This window comes from Actinomadura decatromicini, assembly GCF_008121305.1.
In the GTDB taxonomy this organism is placed as follows: Bacteria; Actinomycetota; Actinomycetes; order Streptosporangiales; family Streptosporangiaceae; genus Spirillospora; species Spirillospora syzygii.
In genome coordinates, this window is record NZ_VSRQ01000009.1 from 211363 (window position 1) to 230455 (window position 19093).

17 protein-coding genes and 1 pseudogene are annotated in these 19093 nt (G+C 69.1%); 10 read left to right on the forward strand and 8 right to left on the reverse strand.

The features are described from left to right. Positions 1-189: 189 nt before the first annotated feature. The 5 genes from FXF68_RS35500 to pabB are packed head-to-tail and all read left to right on the forward strand — an operon-like array spanning position 190 to position 5992. Positions 190-906: a Phenylacetic acid catabolic protein gene (locus FXF68_RS35500; protein ID WP_187438272.1), complete on the forward strand. Its 717-nt coding sequence runs from the start codon at positions 190-192 to the stop codon at positions 904-906. After that, positions 885-1484 (forward strand): hypothetical protein, encoded by a 600-nt coding sequence (locus FXF68_RS35505; protein ID WP_148767201.1) that lies wholly within the window; start codon positions 885-887, stop codon positions 1482-1484. Before FXF68_RS35500 ends, FXF68_RS35505 begins: the two co-directional genes overlap by 22 nt. Further along, a complete protein-coding gene (locus tag FXF68_RS35510) occupies positions 1477-3030 on the forward strand; it encodes an AMP-binding protein (RefSeq protein WP_148767203.1) in 1554 nt (517 codons plus the stop codon). Before FXF68_RS35505 ends, FXF68_RS35510 begins: the two co-directional genes overlap by 8 nt. Positions 3031-3032: 2 nt before the next feature. After that, complete coding sequence (locus FXF68_RS43460) at positions 3033-3857, forward strand: aminotransferase class IV (RefSeq protein WP_148767205.1); 825 nt, start codon at positions 3033-3035, stop codon at positions 3855-3857. Further along, on the forward strand, positions 3845-5992 hold the full coding sequence (pabB, locus tag FXF68_RS35520; protein WP_148767207.1) for an aminodeoxychorismate synthase component I: 2148 nt from the start codon (positions 3845-3847) through the stop codon (positions 5990-5992). The genes FXF68_RS43460 and pabB overlap by 13 nt, the downstream gene beginning before the upstream one ends. On the opposite strand, the gene FXF68_RS35525 is transcribed toward pabB, so the two are convergent. The 3 genes from FXF68_RS35525 to FXF68_RS35535 all read right to left on the reverse strand — a co-directional run bounded on the left by FXF68_RS35525 (position 5937) and on the right by FXF68_RS35535 (position 8727). After that, positions 5937-6701 carry a helix-turn-helix transcriptional regulator gene (locus tag FXF68_RS35525; RefSeq protein WP_148767209.1) on the reverse strand — a complete coding sequence of 255 codons (765 nt, stop codon included), beginning with the start codon at positions 6699-6701 and terminating at the stop codon, positions 5937-5939. The two genes, pabB and FXF68_RS35525, sit on opposite strands and share 56 nt — an antisense overlap. A gap of 386 nt (positions 6702-7087) precedes the next feature. After that, complete coding sequence (locus FXF68_RS35530) at positions 7088-8359, reverse strand: RNA polymerase sigma factor (RefSeq protein WP_148767211.1); 1272 nt, start codon at positions 8357-8359, stop codon at positions 7088-7090. Beyond that, entirely contained in the window at positions 8356-8727 is a 372-nt protein-coding gene (locus FXF68_RS35535) for a YciI family protein (RefSeq protein WP_148767213.1), read from the reverse strand. The genes FXF68_RS35530 and FXF68_RS35535 overlap by 4 nt, the downstream gene beginning before the upstream one ends. Before the next feature lie 403 nt (positions 8728-9130). On the opposite strand from FXF68_RS35535, the gene FXF68_RS35540 reads away from it, so the two are divergent. Next, positions 9131-9556: a hypothetical protein gene (locus tag FXF68_RS35540; protein ID WP_148767215.1), complete on the forward strand. Its 426-nt coding sequence runs from the start codon at positions 9131-9133 to the stop codon at positions 9554-9556. A gap of 127 nt (positions 9557-9683) precedes the next feature. On the opposite strand, the gene FXF68_RS35545 is transcribed toward FXF68_RS35540, so the two are convergent. From FXF68_RS35545 to FXF68_RS35565, 5 genes are all read right to left on the reverse strand, one after another. Then, a complete protein-coding gene (locus FXF68_RS35545) occupies positions 9684-12485 on the reverse strand; it encodes a CHAT domain-containing protein (protein WP_148767217.1) in 2802 nt (933 codons plus the stop codon). After that, positions 12482-13153: a hypothetical protein gene (locus tag FXF68_RS35550; protein WP_148767219.1), complete on the reverse strand. Its 672-nt coding sequence runs from the start codon at positions 13151-13153 to the stop codon at positions 12482-12484. Before FXF68_RS35550 ends, FXF68_RS35545 begins: the two co-directional genes overlap by 4 nt. Before the next feature lie 1052 nt (positions 13154-14205). Further along, a complete protein-coding gene (locus FXF68_RS35555) occupies positions 14206-14541 on the reverse strand; it encodes a hypothetical protein (protein ID WP_148767221.1) in 336 nt (111 codons plus the stop codon). A gap of 117 nt (positions 14542-14658) precedes the next feature. Further along, complete coding sequence (locus FXF68_RS35560; RefSeq protein ID WP_148767223.1) at positions 14659-15222, reverse strand: NADPH-dependent FMN reductase; 564 nt, start codon at positions 15220-15222, stop codon at positions 14659-14661. A 77-nt stretch (positions 15223-15299) separates the two neighbouring features. After that, positions 15300-16454: an FAD-dependent oxidoreductase gene (locus tag FXF68_RS35565; RefSeq protein ID WP_148767225.1), complete on the reverse strand. Its 1155-nt coding sequence runs from the start codon at positions 16452-16454 to the stop codon at positions 15300-15302. A 241-nt stretch (positions 16455-16695) separates the two neighbouring features. On the opposite strand from FXF68_RS35565, the pseudogene FXF68_RS44835 reads away from it, so the two are divergent. From FXF68_RS44835 to FXF68_RS35580, 4 genes and pseudogenes are all read left to right on the forward strand, one after another. Further along, positions 16696-16950, forward strand: a pseudogene (locus tag FXF68_RS44835) (hypothetical protein); the annotation flags it as partial. 110 nt (positions 16951-17060) lie between these two features. Further along, positions 17061-17279, forward strand: coding sequence for an MMPL family transporter (locus FXF68_RS43470; RefSeq protein ID WP_281292255.1), 219 nt, complete (start codon positions 17061-17063; stop codon positions 17277-17279). 12 nt (positions 17280-17291) lie between these two features. Then, positions 17292-17864 (forward strand): TerD family protein, encoded by a 573-nt coding sequence (locus FXF68_RS35575; protein WP_148767227.1) that lies wholly within the window; start codon positions 17292-17294, stop codon positions 17862-17864. Positions 17865-17927: 63 nt separating this feature from the next. Further along, complete coding sequence (locus tag FXF68_RS35580) at positions 17928-18848, forward strand: cation diffusion facilitator family transporter (protein WP_148767228.1); 921 nt, start codon at positions 17928-17930, stop codon at positions 18846-18848. The last annotated feature ends 245 nt before the right edge of the window (positions 18849-19093 follow it).

The following is a 19093-nucleotide window of genomic DNA, read 5'->3' on the forward strand; positions in this document are numbered from 1 at the left end:
ATCCGATGATTAGGGTTGCCTAACCTAACCGGGCGGTCCGGAAAGGTTGATCAGCGGGAACGTGCCAGCGGTGCCCGATCGACGCACCGTCCCAAGTCGGGAGGTGCTCTTTCGAGGTGCCCATCCGGGCACTTGCCTCCGCTCCGGGCCGCGCTTAGCTTCCGTCGATGATGTCCGGAAGGAGATGGGATGCCGCCCGCACTCACCGAGGAACCCCGGGACGCCGCCGCGGCGCACGCGCTCGGCGGCGAGTACGTCACCGCGCTCGGCAAGATCATCGGAAGTCATGTGCGCAATGAGGCGGCGGGGGCCGCGGTGTTCGACGAGCCGTCCATTTCGCTCGCGCCTACTCCGCGTGACAAATGGCTCGCCTGCAGAATGGCGATGGAGGAGTACGGCCACCATCTGAAGTTCAACAAGCTCGCGAATGAACTCGGGCTTGAGGACGTCCACGACCGTCCGCCGCTGTCGGTCTTCGACTACCAGGTGGAGTCGTGGACCGGATATGTGATGACCAAGGCGATCGTGGATCTCGCCGAGGTCGTCCTGATGGAAGACCTGTGCGAGTGCTCCTATGTGCCGCTGCGGGATCTGTGCCGGTCGCTGATGCCGGAGGAGCGCTTCCACGTCGGGTTCGGCACCGCGCGGGCCAAGCGGCTGGCCGCCGATCCGGGCACCCGCGAAGAGGTCCGCTCGTCGGCGCATCGCCTCATCGCGATGACGCTGCCCTTCTTCGGCCGCAGCGACTCACGGAACAACGAGACCTTCCGTAAATGGGGCATCAAGCGGCTGACCAATGACGAGGCGCGGGCGGAGTTCGTCCGGCGTACCCGTGCGCTGCTGTGCGACGACCTCGGACTGGACTACCCGGAGGTGGCGACGCGTTGGCCCGTTACTACGAGCTGAGCGCCCCGCCGGAGGGACTCGCCCGCGACCTCGGACCCGGCGGCGACCGCGTCGCGGCCCTGCTCCACGGCGTGTCCGCGCACGTCCCGCCGGACGGTGCCCATCTGCCACCGGACGGTGCGCCCCGCCGGGGGAGTGAGGGTCTGCCGAAGACGCTCGCGGGCGCGCCGGTGCGGCCGGCGCCGGACGTCCCCGCCGCGCTCCTCGACCGCGTGGCTCCCGACTGGCTTGCCGAGCTGGAGCGCCGCCGTCACGACGCCCGGCGACGCCTCCACCTCACCGGCCGTGCGGACCGCCTGGAACTGGCCGAGCACGTGGCGATGCTGGTGGCCACTCCGCGCCTGCGTCCCGCCGATCCCGAGGACGCCGACGCGCTGGCGATGTCGGGGGCGATCCTCTGGCTGGTCGGCACCCTCGTCGCCGCCGCGCTCGCCGACGACCGCGCCGACGCGCTCGCGGAGCTGATCACGTGCGGGTGGTGGCCGGTGGGCCCCGTGGACGGCGCCTTCCTCACCGCCCCCCTCGACCTGCCGCGCCGTCCCCGTGGCGGCCCGCCGGAAAGGTCCCGCCATGCCTGAGCCTTCGTCCGGCCGCGCCACGGTCCAGACGCCGACCGCCCCACGGCGCGGCAACGGGAAAAGCGCGGAGATCCCGTCCGCGAACCTCGCGTTGCGTCTCGCCGCCAAGGCCCACCGGGAGGGCTGGTGGCAGCGGCCTGCCTTCCATACCTCGGAGCGGTCCTGGACGCACGGCGAGGTGCACGCCCTCGCCGCCTCCGCCGCTTCGGTGCTTGTGGACCAAGGCGTCCGGCCTGGTGACAGGGTGCTCGTCGCGATGGGCGACGGCATCGCCTGGGTGACGGCGTTCCTCGCGGCCGCACGGATCGGCGCGGTCGCGGTCCCGGTCAACCCCGAACTGGTCTCCGCCGAGCACGGCTTCCTGGCAGACGACTGCCGGGCTCGCCTCGTGGTGGCGGAGGAGCACCTCGTCGGACGCTTCGACGGAACCGCCGTCCTGACGGGCGAGCGCCTGATGCGGCTGGCCGCGGACGCCCCCGCCGGATCGGCTGCGGCCGTGTCCGGCGACACTCCGCTCTACGCGCAGTACACGTCCGGTACGACCGGCGTCCCCAAGGCGGCGCTGCACCGCCACGCCGACCCCGCGCGTTACCAGCGGGCGGCGGGCGACGGCGTTGTGGGCGTGCGGCACGACGACGTGACGCTGTCGGTGTCCAAGCTGTTCTTCGCCTACGGCCTGGGGAACGCGCTGGTCTTCCCGCTCTTCTCCGGTTCCGCCGCCGTGCTCGTGCCGCACCGGCCGGCGCCGGCGGAGATCGCCGAGATCGTGGCACGGCACGGCGTGACGCTGCTGTACGGCGTCCCGTCCGCATACGCCAACCTGGTGGCCGAGTGTTCGCCAGAGGCGTTCTCATCTGTTCGGGTGGCCGTCTCGGCCGGGGAGTCCCTGTCTCTCACCTTGGGCGCCAGGGCCAGCGGGCTTCTCGGCGTTCCTGTCCTGGACCAGCTCGGTTCCACGGAGGTCGGCCACGCCTACTGCTCCAACACCGCCTGGCGGGACGAACCCGGCACCATCGGCCGTCCGCTGCCCGGATACGAAATCGCGTTGCGGGGCGAGAACGGGGCGCTCATCACGGAGGGCACGGGAGAGATCTGGGTGCGAGGCGCCTCGGTCATGGCCGGGTACCTGGACCGCCCCGCCGAGACCGCGCGGGCGCTGCGCGACGGCTGGCTGCGCACCGGGGACCTGGCCGAATACGTCGACGGCGGCGCGCTGAAACACTGCGGCCGCAACGACGACATGGAAATGGTGGGCGGCATCACCGTCTCCCCTCTGGAAATCGAGCGTGTGCTGGGCGAGCACCCGGCGGTGTCCGAGGTCGCCGTGGCGGTCATCCCCGACGAGCACGGCGCGCGGAAGCTGCGCGCCTTCGTGGTGCCCCGTTCCGACGCGGACCGCGCCGGGCTGGAAGGCGAATTGATCGCCCTGGCGCGGCTCCGGCTCGCCCCTTACAAAGTGCCGCGCCACGTGGAGTTCCGGGCGGGGCTGCCGCGCACCGCGACGGGCAAGCTGCGCCGCTTCGCGGTGCGCACGGGAGAGTGGTGATCATGTCGAACCTGCGCCTGGTGTGGAACGAGCCGTCCGGTCTGACCCCCGTGGCGGACCGGCGCCCCGGCGCCCCGGCGGTCGTGGACTCCTGGCTGGTCGCGGATGGACGGGTGCGCGACCTGATGCTGCACGGGCGGCGCTTCCTGGGCGCCTGCGCGGAGCTGGCGCCCGAGCTGTCGCCCGCGACCGTCCTGGATTTCCTGGACGCGGTGCGTCACTGGCTGCCGTCCCATGGCCGCTGGTTCCCGAGGATCGAGGCGTACGGCGGGCCTGAGCCCGGGCTTGCTCTCTGGCCCAGACCCGCGCCCGCTCCCGGCGCCGGCGAGGTGACGCTGTGGATCCCGCCGGATCCGGATCCCCGCGTGTGCCCCACGGTCAAGGGCCCCGATCTTCGCGTCCTGGCCGGGCTGCGCGAACGGGCCAAGGCGGTCGGCGCCGACGACGCGCTGCTCTACGGCAGTGGCGGCACCGTTCTGGAGACGGCCCACAGCGCACTGGTGTGGTGGCGCGGCGACGAGTTGTGCGTGCCCGAAGCCGACCTCCTCGTCCTCCCGTCGGTGACCAGGACTCACCTGGAACGGCTGGCCGAGTGCTGGCGATGCTCCGTCCGGCGGGAGAGCGTCGACCTCGCCGAGTTGCCGGCGCTGGAGACCTGGACCCTCAACGCCCTGCACGGCCTTCGTCCGGTGCGCGCCTGGATCGGCGCCGACGGCCGCTCGACGGCCGCCAGGGTCTCGGCCAGGGCCGCGGACTGGCGGCGGGCCGTACGGCACCGCGCCGTCCTGCCCGCCGCCAACCTCTGGGAACTGCCGTGCGCACACTGATCGTCGACAACCACGACTCCTACACCTACAACCTGTTCCAGCTCGCCGCTCGGGCCTACGGGGTGGAGCCGGTGGTGATGCCCAACGACGATCCGGGCTGGGGCGAGCTGGATCTGGGCCGCTTCGACGCGCTCATCGTCTCTCCCGGCCCGGGACGCCCGCAGCAGCACCGCGACGTCGGCGTCACGCTCGACCTCGTCCGCGACTCCGGGCTGCCCACGCTCGGAGTCTGCCTCGGTCATCAGGCGCTGGCCTGGATGTCGGACGCCGAAGTGGTGCCCGCGCCCGCACCGGTCCACGGTCAGGTGGAAGAGATCAGGCACTGCGGGCGCGATCTGTTCCGCGGCCTGCCCCAGGGCTTCCATGCCGTGCGCTACCACTCGCTGTGCGTCGCCACGCCCGTGCCCGACGACCTGGAGGTCACGGCATGGACCGCGGACGCGGTCGTGATGGGCCTGAGACATCGAAGGATGCCCTGGTGGGGCGTGCAGTTCCACCCGGAGTCGATCTCGACCGACTTCGGGCCGACGCTACTGTCCAACTTTCGCGACCTCGCGGCGGAGTACAACGCGACGGCCCGGCCGGGCAGGAGTGCCCGGAACGGTTCCACGCCACGGATGGGGACGTCCCCTCGCTGGTCGCTGGAGGTCGAGCGGATTTCCGGCGTCCCCGACGCCGAGGACGTCTTCACCGAACTGTTCGCGGACGAGCCCTACTCCTTCTGGCTGGACAGCAGCCGGGTCGAGCCCGGCCTGTCCCGCTTCTCCTTCCTGGGCGACGCGGGCGGGCCGCACGGCGAGACTCTGTGCTGCCGGCCGGGATCCGGCGGCGTGGTGGTGCGGGCGGGCGGGCGGGAGCGCACGGTCTCCTCATCCATCTTCGACGTGCTCGACGCGCATCTCGCGGCACGGGCCGTCCCGAGCGATCCGGCGCTGCCGTTCGACCTGAACGGCGGCTATGTCGGCTATCTCGGCTACGAGTTGAAGCGCGACTGCGGTGCGCCTGCGGCATACGTCTCGTCCCTGCCTGACGCCACCTGGATGTCGGCGACCCGGTTCGTGGCGATCGACCACGAAGCCGGAGAGGCGTGGGCGCTCGCGTTGACCGACCGCGGGCGTGAGAACCGGGAGGCGGCCCGCGCCTGGGTCTCCAGCGCCGCCGATGTCTGCCGGAGGCGCGGGCTGAGGGCGCGACCGGCGCCTCAGCCGGGTCCGGAGTTCGATCCGGAGCCGTGGCTCGTCCGGCCGCGAGAGCGCTACCTGGCGGACATCGAGGAGTGCCTGCGGCTGCTGCGGGCCGGGGAGAGCTACGAGATCTGCCTGACCAACAGCGCGGAGATCCCCTTCGACGGCTCGCCCTACGAGCTCTATCTCGCTCAGCGGCGACTCAATCCCGCGCCCTATGCCGCCTATCTGCGCCTGGGCGAGACGCACGTTCTGTGCACCTCTCCTGAGCGTTTTCTGAAGGTCGACAGGGAGAGGATGGCCGAGTCCAAGCCGATCAAAGGCACGGCGCCGCGTGCTCCTGAACCGAGACTGGACACCGCCCTGCGCGAGGAACTGGCCGCCTCGGACAAGACCAGGGCGGAGAACCTCATGATCGTCGACCTGCTCCGCAACGACCTGGGCCGCATCAGCGACATCGGGACGGTCAGCGTGCCGAGCTTCATGGCGGTGGAGTCCTACGAGACCGTGCACCAGCTCGTCTCCACCGTGCGCGGCCATCTGCGCGAAGGCGTGACCGCCGTCCGAGCGGCGAGGACGTGCTTCCCCGGCGGATCGATGACCGGAGCGCCGAAGCTGCGCACAATGGAGATCATCGACCGGCTGGAAGGACGGGCGCGCGGCGTCTACTCCGGCGCGATCGGCTTCTTCGGCCTGGGCGGCACCGCCGACCTCAACATCGTCATCCGCACGATGGTGGCGCGTCCGGGCCATCTGTCGGTGGGCGCGGGCGGCGCCATCGTGCTGGACTCCGATCCCGCGGCCGAGTACGAGGAGATGCTCCTCAAGGCCCGCGCGCCGCTGCGCGCCCTGGCCGCCCTGGACAGCGGCGGGCTGGATCGCGGCGGGCTGGTGTTCAGCGGCGTCGACCCCGGCGCGAGGTCCCCGGGTCCTGGACGAGTCCGCGGCTGAGCGCGACGGCGGCCGCCAGCGTCCTGTTCGAGCAGTTGAGCTTGGCCAGGATGTTGGCGACGTGCCGTTTGGCGCCGTGCTCGGAGATGCCCAGGCGACGGGCGATCTGCTTGTTGCTCAGCCCCTCCACCATCAGCGACAGCGCTTGGAGCTCGCGATCCGTCAGCGTGGTGGGCTCCGCGCCTTCGTGCACCGGCACCGCTGCGACGGGTCCGGTCGAGTCGACGGGGGCGGGCGGGATGACGGGCGCGGGCGGGGAGGCGGGGCCGACCTCGGCCAGGAGCCTGCGCGCCACCGGATGGGGGATCGGAACCAACCCGCTCTCCATGTCGCTCAGTGCGTTCATCAGGACTTCGCGGGTCAGCGTCGGCTCCAGCAGGTAGCCGTCCGCCGGTACGGCGGCGACCGGCGCGAGCGTCTCTCCGGTGACGGTCCGCAGCATCAACAACACTCGGACACCGACGTCGGCGGCCGTGCTCGCGAGCTTCTCCGCCTGCTGGGGCTCGTCGCCGTAGTTCAGAACCAACAGCGTGGGACGGCCCGAGTGCAGCAACTCCATGCTGTGGTCGAAGTTGCCGCTGGCGACCACGTCCTCGAGCGCGTTCAGCTCGCACAACATGGTGCGAAGCCCGCATCGGACCACTTCGCTGCCCAGTGAGACCAGGGCGATGTGGGTACCGCCCCGCCCTATCTGTCGATTCGAAGCCATCGGGACCTATCGTCGTTCCAGAAAGTAATGACCGTTACTGTAATAATGGCCCGCCGCAAACTCGGTCCTCTGTCGTAATACCCTCCAGAACGCACCTTATCCCCGCAAATGGACATGTCCAGGGAGTGGACATGCTTCACCTGGGCCATTGATCTGCGGGCCTGCGTTTGGGCGCGTCCGGGACACGGCCGCTGCTTAGCCCTACGTACAGCCGCGCCCTGGTGTCGAAGAGTGCGAGCGAGTCCATAACGGCAGGTCGTCCGGTTACCTGAATTGTGGGGCGAGACGCCGACCAAGATGGTGAGTGCCGCCGACCTGACGCCATTCGAGGTAGCCGACGCTGCGCCGTCCAACGGCCGTTCGGACAGGAACACGCAGTGGCCCAGTCAGCGGACGTGGGGGGCATGTCCCTCAAGGTCGGTGCTGATCTCGCTGGCTTTGCCGAGCAGGTAGCGCTGCTCAACCCGGTTCGCGGTCAGGTCGGCCGCCTGCCGGTAGAGCGCGGCTGCCCGCGTGGTGTCGCCGGTCATCTGGAGCAGGTGGGCGCGGACCGCGTGCTCCCGCTGCCTGGTGAGCGGATGCCGGTCCAGGTGGTGGCGTTGGTCGAGGTCGTCCAGGAGCGCCAGGCCCCGGGCCGGTCCGTGGGCGTGGGCCACCGCCACCACGCGGCTGAGCTGGACCGGTGCGGTAGGGGTGAGCCGTTCGAGCCACAGATACAGGACGGCGATCTGGGCCCAGTCGGTCTGTTCGGAAGAGGCGGCCGCTGAGTGCACGGCGGCGATCGCGGCTTGGAGCTGGTAGGGGCCGATCTCGTTGCGGCGCCAGACGCCGTCGATGAGAGCGGTGCCCTCGTCGATCAGGTCGCGGTCCCACCGGGTGCGGTCCTGCTCGTCCAAGGGGACCAGGTCATTGCCGTCGGTGCGGGCGGTGCGCCGGGACTCGGTGAGCAGCATCAGCGCCAGCAGGCCGGTCACCTCGGCGTCGTCGTCGAGCGTGGCGTGGAGCATGCGGGTCAGCCGGATGGCCTCGCGGGTCAGGTCGACGCGGGCGAGCCGGTCGCCGGAGGTGGCGGTGTAGCCCTCGTTGAAGATCAGGTAGAGCACGCGCATCACCGCGGCCATACGGCTGTCGCGGTCGGCCTCGGTGGGCGGCGTGAAGCGGGCCCCGGCGCGGGCCAGCCGCTGTTTGGCGCGGCTGATCCGGGCGCCCATGGTGGGCTCGGTCGTGCCGTGGGCGTGGGCGATCTCGGCGGTGGTCAGGCCGCCGACCGCGCGCAGCGTGAGCGCCACCTGCGAGGTGGGGTCCAGCGCGGGATGGCAGCACAGCATCAGGAGGGTCAGGCTGTCGTCGGTCTCGCGTGCGGGGTGCGCCCGGCGCTCGGGTCCCCGCATGGCGAGTTCGTCCGCTCCGGCCCGCTGCTCGCGGCGGTGGCGGGCCTGGTCGGAGCGGATCAGGTCGACCATGCGCCGGTATCCGACGCGGATGAGCCAGCTGCGCGGGTTCTCCGGGGCGCCCTCGGCCGGCCAGGTCTGGCTGGCGGTCAGCAGCGCCTCCTGCACCGCGTCCTCGGCGATGTCGAATCGGCCGAAGCGGCGGACCAGCGCGCCGAGCACCTGAGGCGCCTCGGTGCGCAGCAGGTGCTCGAGCTCGTGGTTCACGGCGCGAAGTCCTCGCCCATGATCGGACGGATCTCGATCGGTTCGCCGAGCGCCTCGACGATGCGCGCCGCGATCTCGACGGCGCGTTCCTTCCCGGCCACGTCGATCACGGCGAAGCTGGCCAGGACCTCCTTGAGCTCGGCGAAGGGACCGTCGGTGGCGACCACCCTGTCACCGTCGCGGCGGACGGTGGTGCTGACCGCCGGGTGTCCCAAGCCCTCGCTGGTGACGAACTCGCCGGAGGCGATCAGCTCTTCTTCGAGCTTCTGGTAGGTCGCGAAAGCGGCCAGCGCCTCCTCGGAGGGGACGTCGGCGGTGGCGGCGTCCCACGCGGCGGCCGGAGTGTAGGCGAGCAGCAGGTATTTCATGGTGAATTCCTTTGTCGATCGTCGCGGGCCGCGTTACGGCGGCGGCGGCACCGCGAGGACGGCCGCCCAGGCGAAGGTGGACCAGACCATTCACGGCGGTCTGGATGCTCATGTAGCCCGACGACATCGGCACCAGCAGCACCAACGCGGCGACGGCGCTCGACATGGCGGGCGGCGCCGCCCGGCGGGGTCATCACGATAGCCGCGACGGCCAGCGCGGTGAACGCCACGGAGGCGGCGGTCATGACGTCCTCCCTGGTCGGTCGGTTCTCTCGCTCGCTACCTCGGACCCGGACGGGGGCTTTTGACGCCGGGCGAGTGTGAATCAGGTCATAGCGAGGTCTTGTCAAAGCCCGGCAGGGGTCTTCGAGGTACCGGCGAGCAACCCACAGAGGAGAACGACATGATCGAGACCCAGCAGCCCAGCCCCGAACTGAAGGCCCTGGACCGCCTGGTCGGTACCTGGAAGGTCACCGGCGGCGCGGAGGGAACGGTGCGCTACGAGTGGATGCCCGGACGGTTCTTCCTCGTCCAGCACGTCGAGCTCACCCAGTTCGGCGAGCCGGTCACCGGCATGGAGATCATCGGCAACCTGCGTCCGTTCGGTGAGCCGACCGGGGCGGACGTGGTGTCGCGGTACTACGACTCGGCGGGCAACACCTTCGACTACGTCTACGAACTGGAGGGCGACCGGCTGACCATCTGGGCCGGAGCCAAGGGCGGCCCGGCCTACTACCAGGGCGCCTTCGACGCCGACGGCACCACGCTGACGGGCGAGTGGGTCTACCCCGGTGGCGGCGGGTACGCCTCCACCTCGACCCGGATCTGATCGAGGAACCGCTCTCCCGCCCACCTCGGAGAACGCGCGGTGGCGGCGAGCCGTTCAGAACGGCTCGCCGCCACCGGCCCGCCAGGCGGAGTGGGCCCAGGTCGCTGCCCATCCGCGCTTCGACGGTTCAGGATCGCCATTCACCGAAGCAAGCGTGGGGCGCCCAGAGAAACGGGTCGGGCGTGGCGCTGTGAAGATCCTGCTGTGCGCTGGCGACCGCTGCCGGGACGTCAGTTCCCTCGGACAGTCTGCGATACATCGACTTGGCGAACTGCCGTGCGGTCCATTCATGGACCTCCCACAAGCCGCCGACGACGTGTCGTGCCCCGGCCAGGAGGAAGGCATCGTGCAACCCGAAGGCACCGTCCGATGTTGTCTCGATGCGCTGGACGCTGATCCCCAGGCACGCATTCATGACGACGGTTCGGGGGACTGATAGGGAAAGCACGTCCCAGGGATACAGCCGCGCATCGGCCAGTTCCAGGTATCCGGCGGCCAGGCGCGGGTCCAGATCACCGTGGCAGGCGAAATGGACGAGGTCGTGTCGCTGCATTTCTGCGAGCACGGCGGCGTGGGTGGCCTCGTCATCGGTCAGAACCGTGACCTCGCCGACATACTCATGGAGAGATTCCAGGTCCTCGTCAAAACCGATGTCGCCGGCCGGGTCGCAGCCAACGAACAATGCGCGCTCAGGGCGGGCCGCGGGACCGTACGGGCGGGTCGCGTACGAGACGGTCGGGAGGTAGACGACGCGATCCACTTCGCCTCTGTCGATTGCCGCCCGCACCGTGGGCAGGGCATGAATGGGAAGTTCGCGTAGGTAGCCGTACGGCACCAAAACTACGGTCCGGGGCAGCGGAGATGGGAGCACCAGCGGGTCTTCCACCTGCGAAGGAAACCCGGTCGAGGAAAGGGCCGCGGGCCGGCCCGACGTGATCATTGCCCTGAGTTCGCCGCCGGTGACGTCGACATCCCGCGTCATCACATCGACGTCCGAGGCGGTGACGGCGAGCCGGGACACCGTCTCGCCGAAGATCTCGTAGGTGTGGTAGTCAGCGAGCACCGCTTCTGGACCAAGCGCTTCCTGAACTTCGCTGATCGTGATGTCGGTGCCGTAGGTCTCGACGATCCGCGCGCGGCACGCCTGCCAACGCTCCGCTGGCACTTCGGACCACAACTCGGTCGCCGCGAGTGCATTGAACTGCCGCGCGTGGCAGAGCGCGGTGAGGCGAGCGTCCGGACGCCCGCCGTAGTCGGCGGCCAAGACCCATTCGCGGTAGACCGGCTCGATGAGCAGCCACAGTGACTCCGCGCGAAGGACCGAGCCGAGTCTTACAGGGATTGCAGTGTCCTGTTCGACGAGTCCTTCGGCGGCGGCAATGTACTCCTTCAGCAGTTGATTCATGTCCGCCGAGTGGATCACCGCCTCGGTATCCGGTCCAGCCAGGGCGAGCGACAGTTCCTTGAGCGTGTCCGCGGCAGCGCGAAACTGGTCTAGGGCATAGGCAGAGACGCCCTTTCCTTCACGATCTCGGATCCATTGGCTGACTCTCGCCGCATTCTCTCGATCGTCGGGGTGGACACCGTTGGCAACGCGGCGTGCGACGGCAAGCCGCAGGACTGGCGAGGGCCAGTCGACAGCGCCGTCCATGAGGCACGACAACGCGATCGCGCCCGCGACGTAATGAACGGCCCAGAGGGCCTCGAGCGCACCCAGCGCCCGCCCCACTCGCAGAGCCTCTTCCAGTTGCTGTAGGTGCCGAACCCGGTCCGGTGGGCCGGGTGACACGTCTGGCGGGAGATACCAGAGCTTCTCGAGTAGTTCCGCCTCTTCAACGACTTTGACGTTGTAATCCGTTGGGGTGCGACTGAAGAAGAGAAAGCCTGGCGCGAGAGGGCTTTCCCGCCGAATATCGGCCAGTTCCGCGCGAAGAGCCAGTGCGGCCACCTGGCTTTTCGCGTCTCGGGCCAGGTCGGGCGGCGTGGTCAGGTAAAAACCGTCGAAATCGCGGGAATCATCGATGGCTTCTCGTAGTGCCAGGACGAGTTCTTGGCGTTTCCCCAGTGGCAGCGTCGAATCGTTAATGATCTGAAAAGCGGCGACGAATCCACGAACCTTGATGATCCGGCGGATGATCGAATTCGCGAAAGATCTCAGATCGCAGTCCAGCCGAGCGGCTGCCACGAAGTCGGCCACGGCATCGTCGTAGTGCTTCAGTTCGTAGTGCACCCACCCGCGGTTGTACCAGCCGTAAGCGTGGTCGGGGTTACGGCGGAGCGCCTCGTCATAGGCACTCAGCGCAGTCTCCAAATCCGCCAAATGCACCAGATGGTTTCCGAAGTCGTACCAGATGCTCCAGGCGTCCGGGATCAGGTCGAGATAGGCGCGGAAAAGTCGCACGACGAGATCGGACCGTCGATGGTCGGCCGCTAGTCTGCCCAGTTCTCTAAGACCCATCACGGCCAGGTCGGTCACCGGAAGGCCGTTGCGTAACCGGTGCCGGACAGCATCGAAGACCGCGAACTCGTCCGGTGCGAGCGCGTCATGCAATTCTGCCAGGGCAAGGTCATACAGCGATCGAAGCCTGCGCAACTGCGGCCTGGTCAATGGAGGACCGCTGTAGCTCACCTGCGCGTCGGACGGGGGTCCGAGAGACGGGTCCGCCGTCACCTCGTACAAGACGCGCCGGACCCTGCGCCAAAGGTCCGGCCGACCGTCAGCGCTCGCCTGCTCGCCGAGAATCCCCAGCCCGCTGACGACCACGTCGGCAGGTACCTGCTGGTCGTTGCGCAATTGGTGCCGGGTGAAGCCGAGGACGGCCTCCTGCTCGGGCGTGAGCGTGGCGCTCAGCTCTGTCATCAACAAGTCGTACAGCGACAGGAGTTCCCTTCGCTGCTCTCCGTCGAACGACGAGCCGTCGTCACTCACTCCGGCTCCTCGACGATCTCAAAGGCGAACGCGAGGTCCTTTGCGGTCAGCAGGCCGCTGGCCGGATGGCGGCCGACACCCCACCCGTCCTTGCCGCGCAGCCAGGAATCGCGGTAGACACCGATGGAAGCTCCTGTTTCCCGTCTCAGGGCGTTCAGCATCGAGTCCCCGACCAGCAATGCCGACTGCCAAGCCATCGCCAGCATCTGAGGATCGGGAACACCGGTGGCGAGCGCGAGCGCCTGGGTTTGAAGCGTCGTGGCAGGCTCGGACGTGACTACGTCCTGGACCAGTTCCGCCAGCGGCGAGGCCTGCGGTTTGTCCCGCGAAACGGCGACGAACATGCTCAGGAACCACTTCGGACGACCGTGGAACAGCAACAGCCCGCCGTCCCCGATCGGCAGGCGGTCACCATCACTCACCCGAGGAAAGCTGAAAGTGGTCGGCGCGTACTCTGCCGTCGTGGTGCCGCCATGGACGACGAGCACGTCCACACGCACCGCGGCCTCACCAAACCAGCGCCGGTTCTCGTGAATGACCATCTCCAGGAGCCGGACCGCCAGCCGATGCCGGGGAGCCCGTCGAACGGCACCATGCCGCACCGCGTCGAGGAGCGCCTCGGAAGTGGGAGCCGTGATACCGCTTCCGTCAACGATCCACTCAGACATGATGGTCCCTTCCGCGAGGCGCCCTGCTAGTTGGAGCGTAAGAGTTCATCCAACCTCCGTCTGCGACGACTCAAGCGACCGGCATCGCCGACTTCTGTTTCGTAGCACGAATGCTCTGGTGCCGGTGGGTAAATGCGCCATACAAAAGGCATACACAGGTCCCCCGATCGGCGCCCGGCGGTATCCCGGCCGGGTCCACGCTGCCCGGCTGTAGCCCCTTGAGCATCAGGAGCGCGGCGTCCGCGAGCGCCAGCGCCGTCTGACCGCTTCGCCACCGAGATCCCTAGCGCCTAGCGCGTGAACGCCGATGGTCACGACGTTGTCTAGCAGGCCGCTGCCGACGTAGAACACGATGCGCGCGCCCATGCCGCTCACCCGCTCCCCTTCGGTGGGCCGCTGGCACCGCAGGGGCGGGCACTTCCAGCGTGCCGGTGTAGACCGCCGGCGCCGTTGGCCGCGAAGACCCGGCCGACGCCGTCCCCGCGCCACAACTCAGTCACCGCCCCAATCGTCGGGACAACACCTTTGAGAAGGGTGCCGGGCCGTCCGAACATGGCGCTGATCAGCAGGCTCTTGCCGCGGTCGAACTCTCTCACCACAGCGAGCCGGGCTGTCGCCGGGCACAGAATAACTTTACGCACCCTTGACGGCCAAGACATACCTTCCAATAAAGGATAGCAATACAGGTTGGCGATCCACCATCGACTTCCGCCAGGCCGTGCCCCGGATGCCGACTTCCGGAGGATCCGGAGAGTCGAACCATCAATGTCGTGACCTACTCCGGCCAATTTGCTGCGATCCTATGTCCAGTTTGGGACGCGAATTCACCAGAGTCGGGTTTCGCAATTCAGAAACGGGCCCTGGGTGCCGCGAACGCAGGCCCGAAGTGGGCTGGAGTCTCCACACGTGACCGGTCGACCCCATGGGTGTGGCCTCGTGCACTGTGGAGTGTGACTACCGCATGAGCCGACCACCACGCCAGACCTGCGCCCGGATCCGCCACAGTTCACGATCGTGGTCCCGCAGGCGCGGACCAACCTCGCCTTCGTTGTTTACCAGTCTCTCCACTGGTCTGTGAGCGCGCCCGGGTCAATGCCTTGTCGGCGTGCCAGCGCCTCGACGTCGATTCCGGTTCGCGTCAGCGCGTCGTCGATGTACTCGGAGAGTTCTTCGCGGTCGATGGTGTCGAAGCTGTGGTCGTCGGTGCCGTCGATCTGGTTCAGCGCGAGGACCACGTGTGCGACCGTGGTCATGATGGCCTGGTCGGAGGTGGTGTCCAGGGTGGTCAGCTCGGTTTCGAAAGTGAGCAGTGCTTGGTCGACTCGCTGCAGGAGTGAGTCGGGGTGGGTGCCGAGTTGGCGCCAGTTCCCGGTCGGGCGGGTGAGCATGTGGGCACCGTAGCGCGCGTCCCGGACATCCGGACTGCTGCCCGTTACGCAGAGCTGCGTATTGTTACGCCCCGGATGCCTTCGCTCGCCTTCCAGGGCTTGCTAGGACTCTTTCGGTCACGCGGTGGCGCGCAAGGGGGCCAGGGCGGTGGACCAGGCGACGAGCTGGTCCAGGGTGGTGGTGAGCGCGGCGGTCTGGTGTTCGGCGGGAGTGAACTCGGTGAAGCCGGTGAAGTCGTTGTGGAAGCTGAGTGCGACCTGCGCGGATACGTCGGCGACCTGCAGCGCACCCAGGACAGGGCGCAGCGCCTCCACGGCGCGGACGCCGCCGTCGAAGCCGTAGGAGACGAAGGCGGCGGCCTTGTTGTTCCACTCGGCGTAGACGCGGTCCAGGGCGTTCTTCAGCACCCCGGGATAGGAGTGGTTGTACTCCGGGGTGACGAACGCGAAGCCGTCGTAACCGGCGACGGTCTCGGCCCAGGCCTTGGTGTGCCGGTGGGTGTATCGGCCGGTGGCGGGCGGCATCGGCTCGTCCAGGTGGGGCAGGTCGACCTCGGCGAGGTCGACCAGCTCGAAGCGGGCGTCGGCGCGCTGGGCGGCGTGCTTGAGGACCCAGTCGGCGACGGCCTCGCCGCGGCGGCCGGGGCGGGTGCTGGCCAGGACGACTGCGATCTTGATCATTTCTGGACGCCTTTCGTGGGGAACCGGGGCACGTCCGCCTGGGGGCCTGATGGTCGCCTGGGACGGCGGGTGGGGCGTCATTGCTGCTCGGGGCTGGTGAACATTCCGACCAGGCGGGCGATGGGGTCGGGGCCGAACAGCAGCTCCAGCGAGGCGGCCGATTCGGCGGCCGAGGTCTCGCTGCGCGGGAACAAGCCCCTTTCGTAGGCCGTCAGGGCGGCTTCGGGGTCGCCGGGGTGGTCGGCGATGGCCAGGCCGAGTTCGGCGCCGTCCAGCATGGCGAGGTTGGCGCCTTCCCCGGCGAACGGTGACATGAGGTGCGCGGCGTCGCCGAGCAGGGTCACGCCGGGGACGCGGTCCCACCGGTGGCCGACTGGCAGGGCGTTGATGCGGCGCGGCACCAGGGGACCGTCAGCGTCGGTGATCAAGGCGTGGAAAGCGGGGGCCCAGTCGGCGAAATGGGACAGCAGCGCGGTCTTGGCTGCTGCGGTGTCGGTGAAGGCGATGCCGTCCAGCCAGCTGTCGGGGGCCCGGAGCGCGGTGTAGACGTGCAGGGTGCCGTCGGTTTCGAGGTGGGCGAGGAACCCGCGTTCGCCGTCCATGGCGATCATGAAGCCGCTGCCGGTCAACTCGGCGGCGCCGGGGTGGCGGGTACCGGCGTCCAGCAGGTCGAGTTCGACGAAGGAGATGCCGGTGTAGGACGGCTGCGCGGGGGAGACCAGCGGCCGGATCTTCGACCAGGCGCCGTCGGCGCCGACGAGCAGGTCGGTGGTGATGGCGGTGCCGTCGGCGAAGGTCACCTCGTGGCGGCCGCGGTGCGGGGCGTCGTCCAGCGAACGGACGCCGGTGGCCTTGGCGTTCCAGCGGATCGTGCCCTCGGGCAGGGAGTCCAGGAGCAGGTCGCGCAGGTCTCCGCGGTCGACCTCGGGACGGTCGCCGGTGCCGTCGTCCGGCTGGTGCAAAGCGACGGTCGCGTCGCGATTGAGCAGCCGTAGTCCCTCGCCGCCCGGATGGATGATCTTTTGGAAGCCGTCGTGGAGGTCGGCGGCGCGCAGCGCGACCTGTCCGGAGTCATCGTGGATGTCGAGCATGCCGCCCTGGGTGCGTACATGCCGTCCGGCTTCCAGTTCGAACACGGCCGCCTCGATGCCGCGGGTGTGCAGGACCCGGGCCAAGGTCAGGCCGCCGAGCCCGGCGCCGATGATCGCGATGGGGTAGTGCGTGGTGGTCATGACGAAGGTCTCCTTACGGGGAGCACGGCCTGCGTCACCCGGTTTGGGCTGGTCGGCGGCGCGGTGGCGGATGGTGTGGCGGGTGTGTTCTTGGCGGGGCCGATCACCTCTCGGACAGCCACATGAACAAGCCTACTAGTGTTGTAGCTTGAAAATCATAACAGCTCTACTTTGAGAGTTGTTCCGTCCATGGCGATGGGCTGAGGGACATGACCGAGGCCACCGCGGGGCCAGAGAGCACATGACGGCTCGTACCAGGCGGGCGCTCGCCGATGCCGCGCCGCGTCCGGGATCGTCGTCGCCTCCGCGACCGGCTGACCGAGGCGGGGCCCGGCGTGCTCGTGGGCGGGGCCCCGGCGATCCAGACGGACTACCGGACTATCGGAATGCCGCGCTTGACGACGCCTTGCGAATCGTCCCGCTCGCCCTGCTGGCGATCACCCTGGTCCTCGGGATGCTGCTGAGGTCGGTCGTCGCGCCGCTGATGCTGCTCGGCACCGTCCTGCTTTCCTGCGCCGCCTTCCTGGGCGTGGCGCTGCTGTTCACCCACGTCCGCGACCACGGCGGACGCCGTCCGACGCGGCCTCACCGCCACCGCCGGCGTCCATCACCGCCGCCGGACTCGTGCTGGCGGGCACCTTCCTCGCGCTCGCCCAAATGCCGGACGTCACCGTCGCCGAAGTCGGCCTGGCGGTCGCGATCGGCGTCCTCGTCGACACCGTCCTGGTCCGCTCGCCGCAGCCGCCGACGCCGCGGCACGCAATCTGCTACAAGTGTAGTTTAAACGTGCCCGCCGTTCGGACGGGCGCGGCCGGTCGGCGGTGAGAGGAGCCAGGCGTGGCGGTTTCGATGGTGAAGGGGCAGCGGGTCTCGCTGGAGAAGCCCGGCGGGACGCTGACCATGGTCCGGATGGGCCTGGGCTGGGACGCGATCAAGAAGAAGGGCATGTTCGGCAAGCAGCGCGAGCAGGACATCGACCTGGACGCCTCCTGCGTGCTGCTGGCCGACGGCGGCGTCGCCGACGTCGTCTACTTCGGCAAGCTGACCAGCGACGACGGCTCGGTCCGGCACACCGGCGACAACCTCACCGGCGTCGGGGACGGCGACGACGAATCAGTGCTGGTGGACCTGTCCCGAGTGCCGGTGCACGTGACGTCGCTGGTGTTCACGGTCAGCTCGTTCAGCGGCCAGACCTTCGAGGAGGTCGAGAACGCGTTCTGCAGGCTCGTCGACGAGAGCACCGGCGAGGAACTGACCCGGTACACCCTCACCGGCGGCGGACGGCACACCACGATGGTGATGGCCCGCGTCTACCGGCAGGGCGCGGGGTGGAAGATGGCCGCGATCGGTGAACCCGGCCAGGGACGCACCCTGCAGGACATGCTCCCGGCGATCGCCTCCTACGCTTAGCCGGGCGCCAAAGAGGGATGGTCCTCGTCCGGACCATGACAGTCTCATCCGCCGGGGGAGTGCGTGAGCGCCGAAGGAAGCACCAAGGCCGTCCTCACCGCGCTGGGCGCGAACCTGGGGATCGCGGTCACCAAGTTCGTGGCGTTCGCGCTGACCGGGTCGTCGTCGATGCTGGCCGAGGCGATCCACTCGGTGGCCGACTCCAGCAACCAGGCGCTGCTGCTGATCGGCGGGAAGCGCGCCGAGCGCCGTCCGACCGAGGAGCACCCGTTCGGGTACGGGCGCGAACGCTACATCTACGCCTTCCTGGTCGCGATCGTGCTGTTCAGCCTGGGCGGACTGTTCGCGCTGTACGAGGCGTGGCACAAGATCCGCGATCCGCATTCCATTGACGAGTGGCAGTGGGTGCCGATCGCGGTGCTGCTGGTCGCGATCGCCCTGGAGGGGACCGCGCTGCGCACGGCCGTCAAGGAGTCGAACCGCAGCCGGGGACGCTCGAGCTGGGTGCAGTTCGTCCGGCGGTCGAAGTCGCCCGAGCTGCCGGTGATCCTCCTGGAGGACACCGGTGCGCTCGCCGGCCTGGTCTTCGCGCTCGCCGGGGTGAGCCTGACCCTGATCACCGGCGACGGCGTCTGGGACGGCATCGGCACCGCGGCGATCGGCGTGCTGCTCGCGGCCATCGCGATCGTGCTGGCCACCGAGGTCAAGAGCCTGCTCATCGGCGAGTCCGCCGGACCCGAGCAGATCCGCCTCATCAAGCGGGCGATCCTGGAGGGCCGCGACGTCCCCTCAGTGATCCACATGCGCACCATGCACCTCGGCCCGGACGAGCTGCTGGTCGCCGCCAAGATCGCCGTCGATCTCCAGGACGACGCCCGCGAGGTCGCCGACGCGATCAACGACGCCGAGGCCCGCATCCGCGCGGCCGTGCCGATCGCGCGGCTGATCTACCTGGAACCCGACGTCCTGCGCGCGAAGGGGTGAGGCGGGTGCCGCGCGGTCCGTCGCGTCGACCGCTGGGGCAGTTGGAGGCGGCGTATGCCGCCCTCACCCAACCGCCACAACTGTAGTAGGCGATCCAACACCCGAACCGAACCCCCGCCATCCCACAAGCGGCCCGCGAACCAACGCGAGCCCGGCCGCGAGGAGGATGGCCAAGCCCGCCCGGGTAGCGCGGGGCTGCCAGACCGACTCCGCCGGGGTTGTGCGGGGACGAGTGGTCCGTTGCG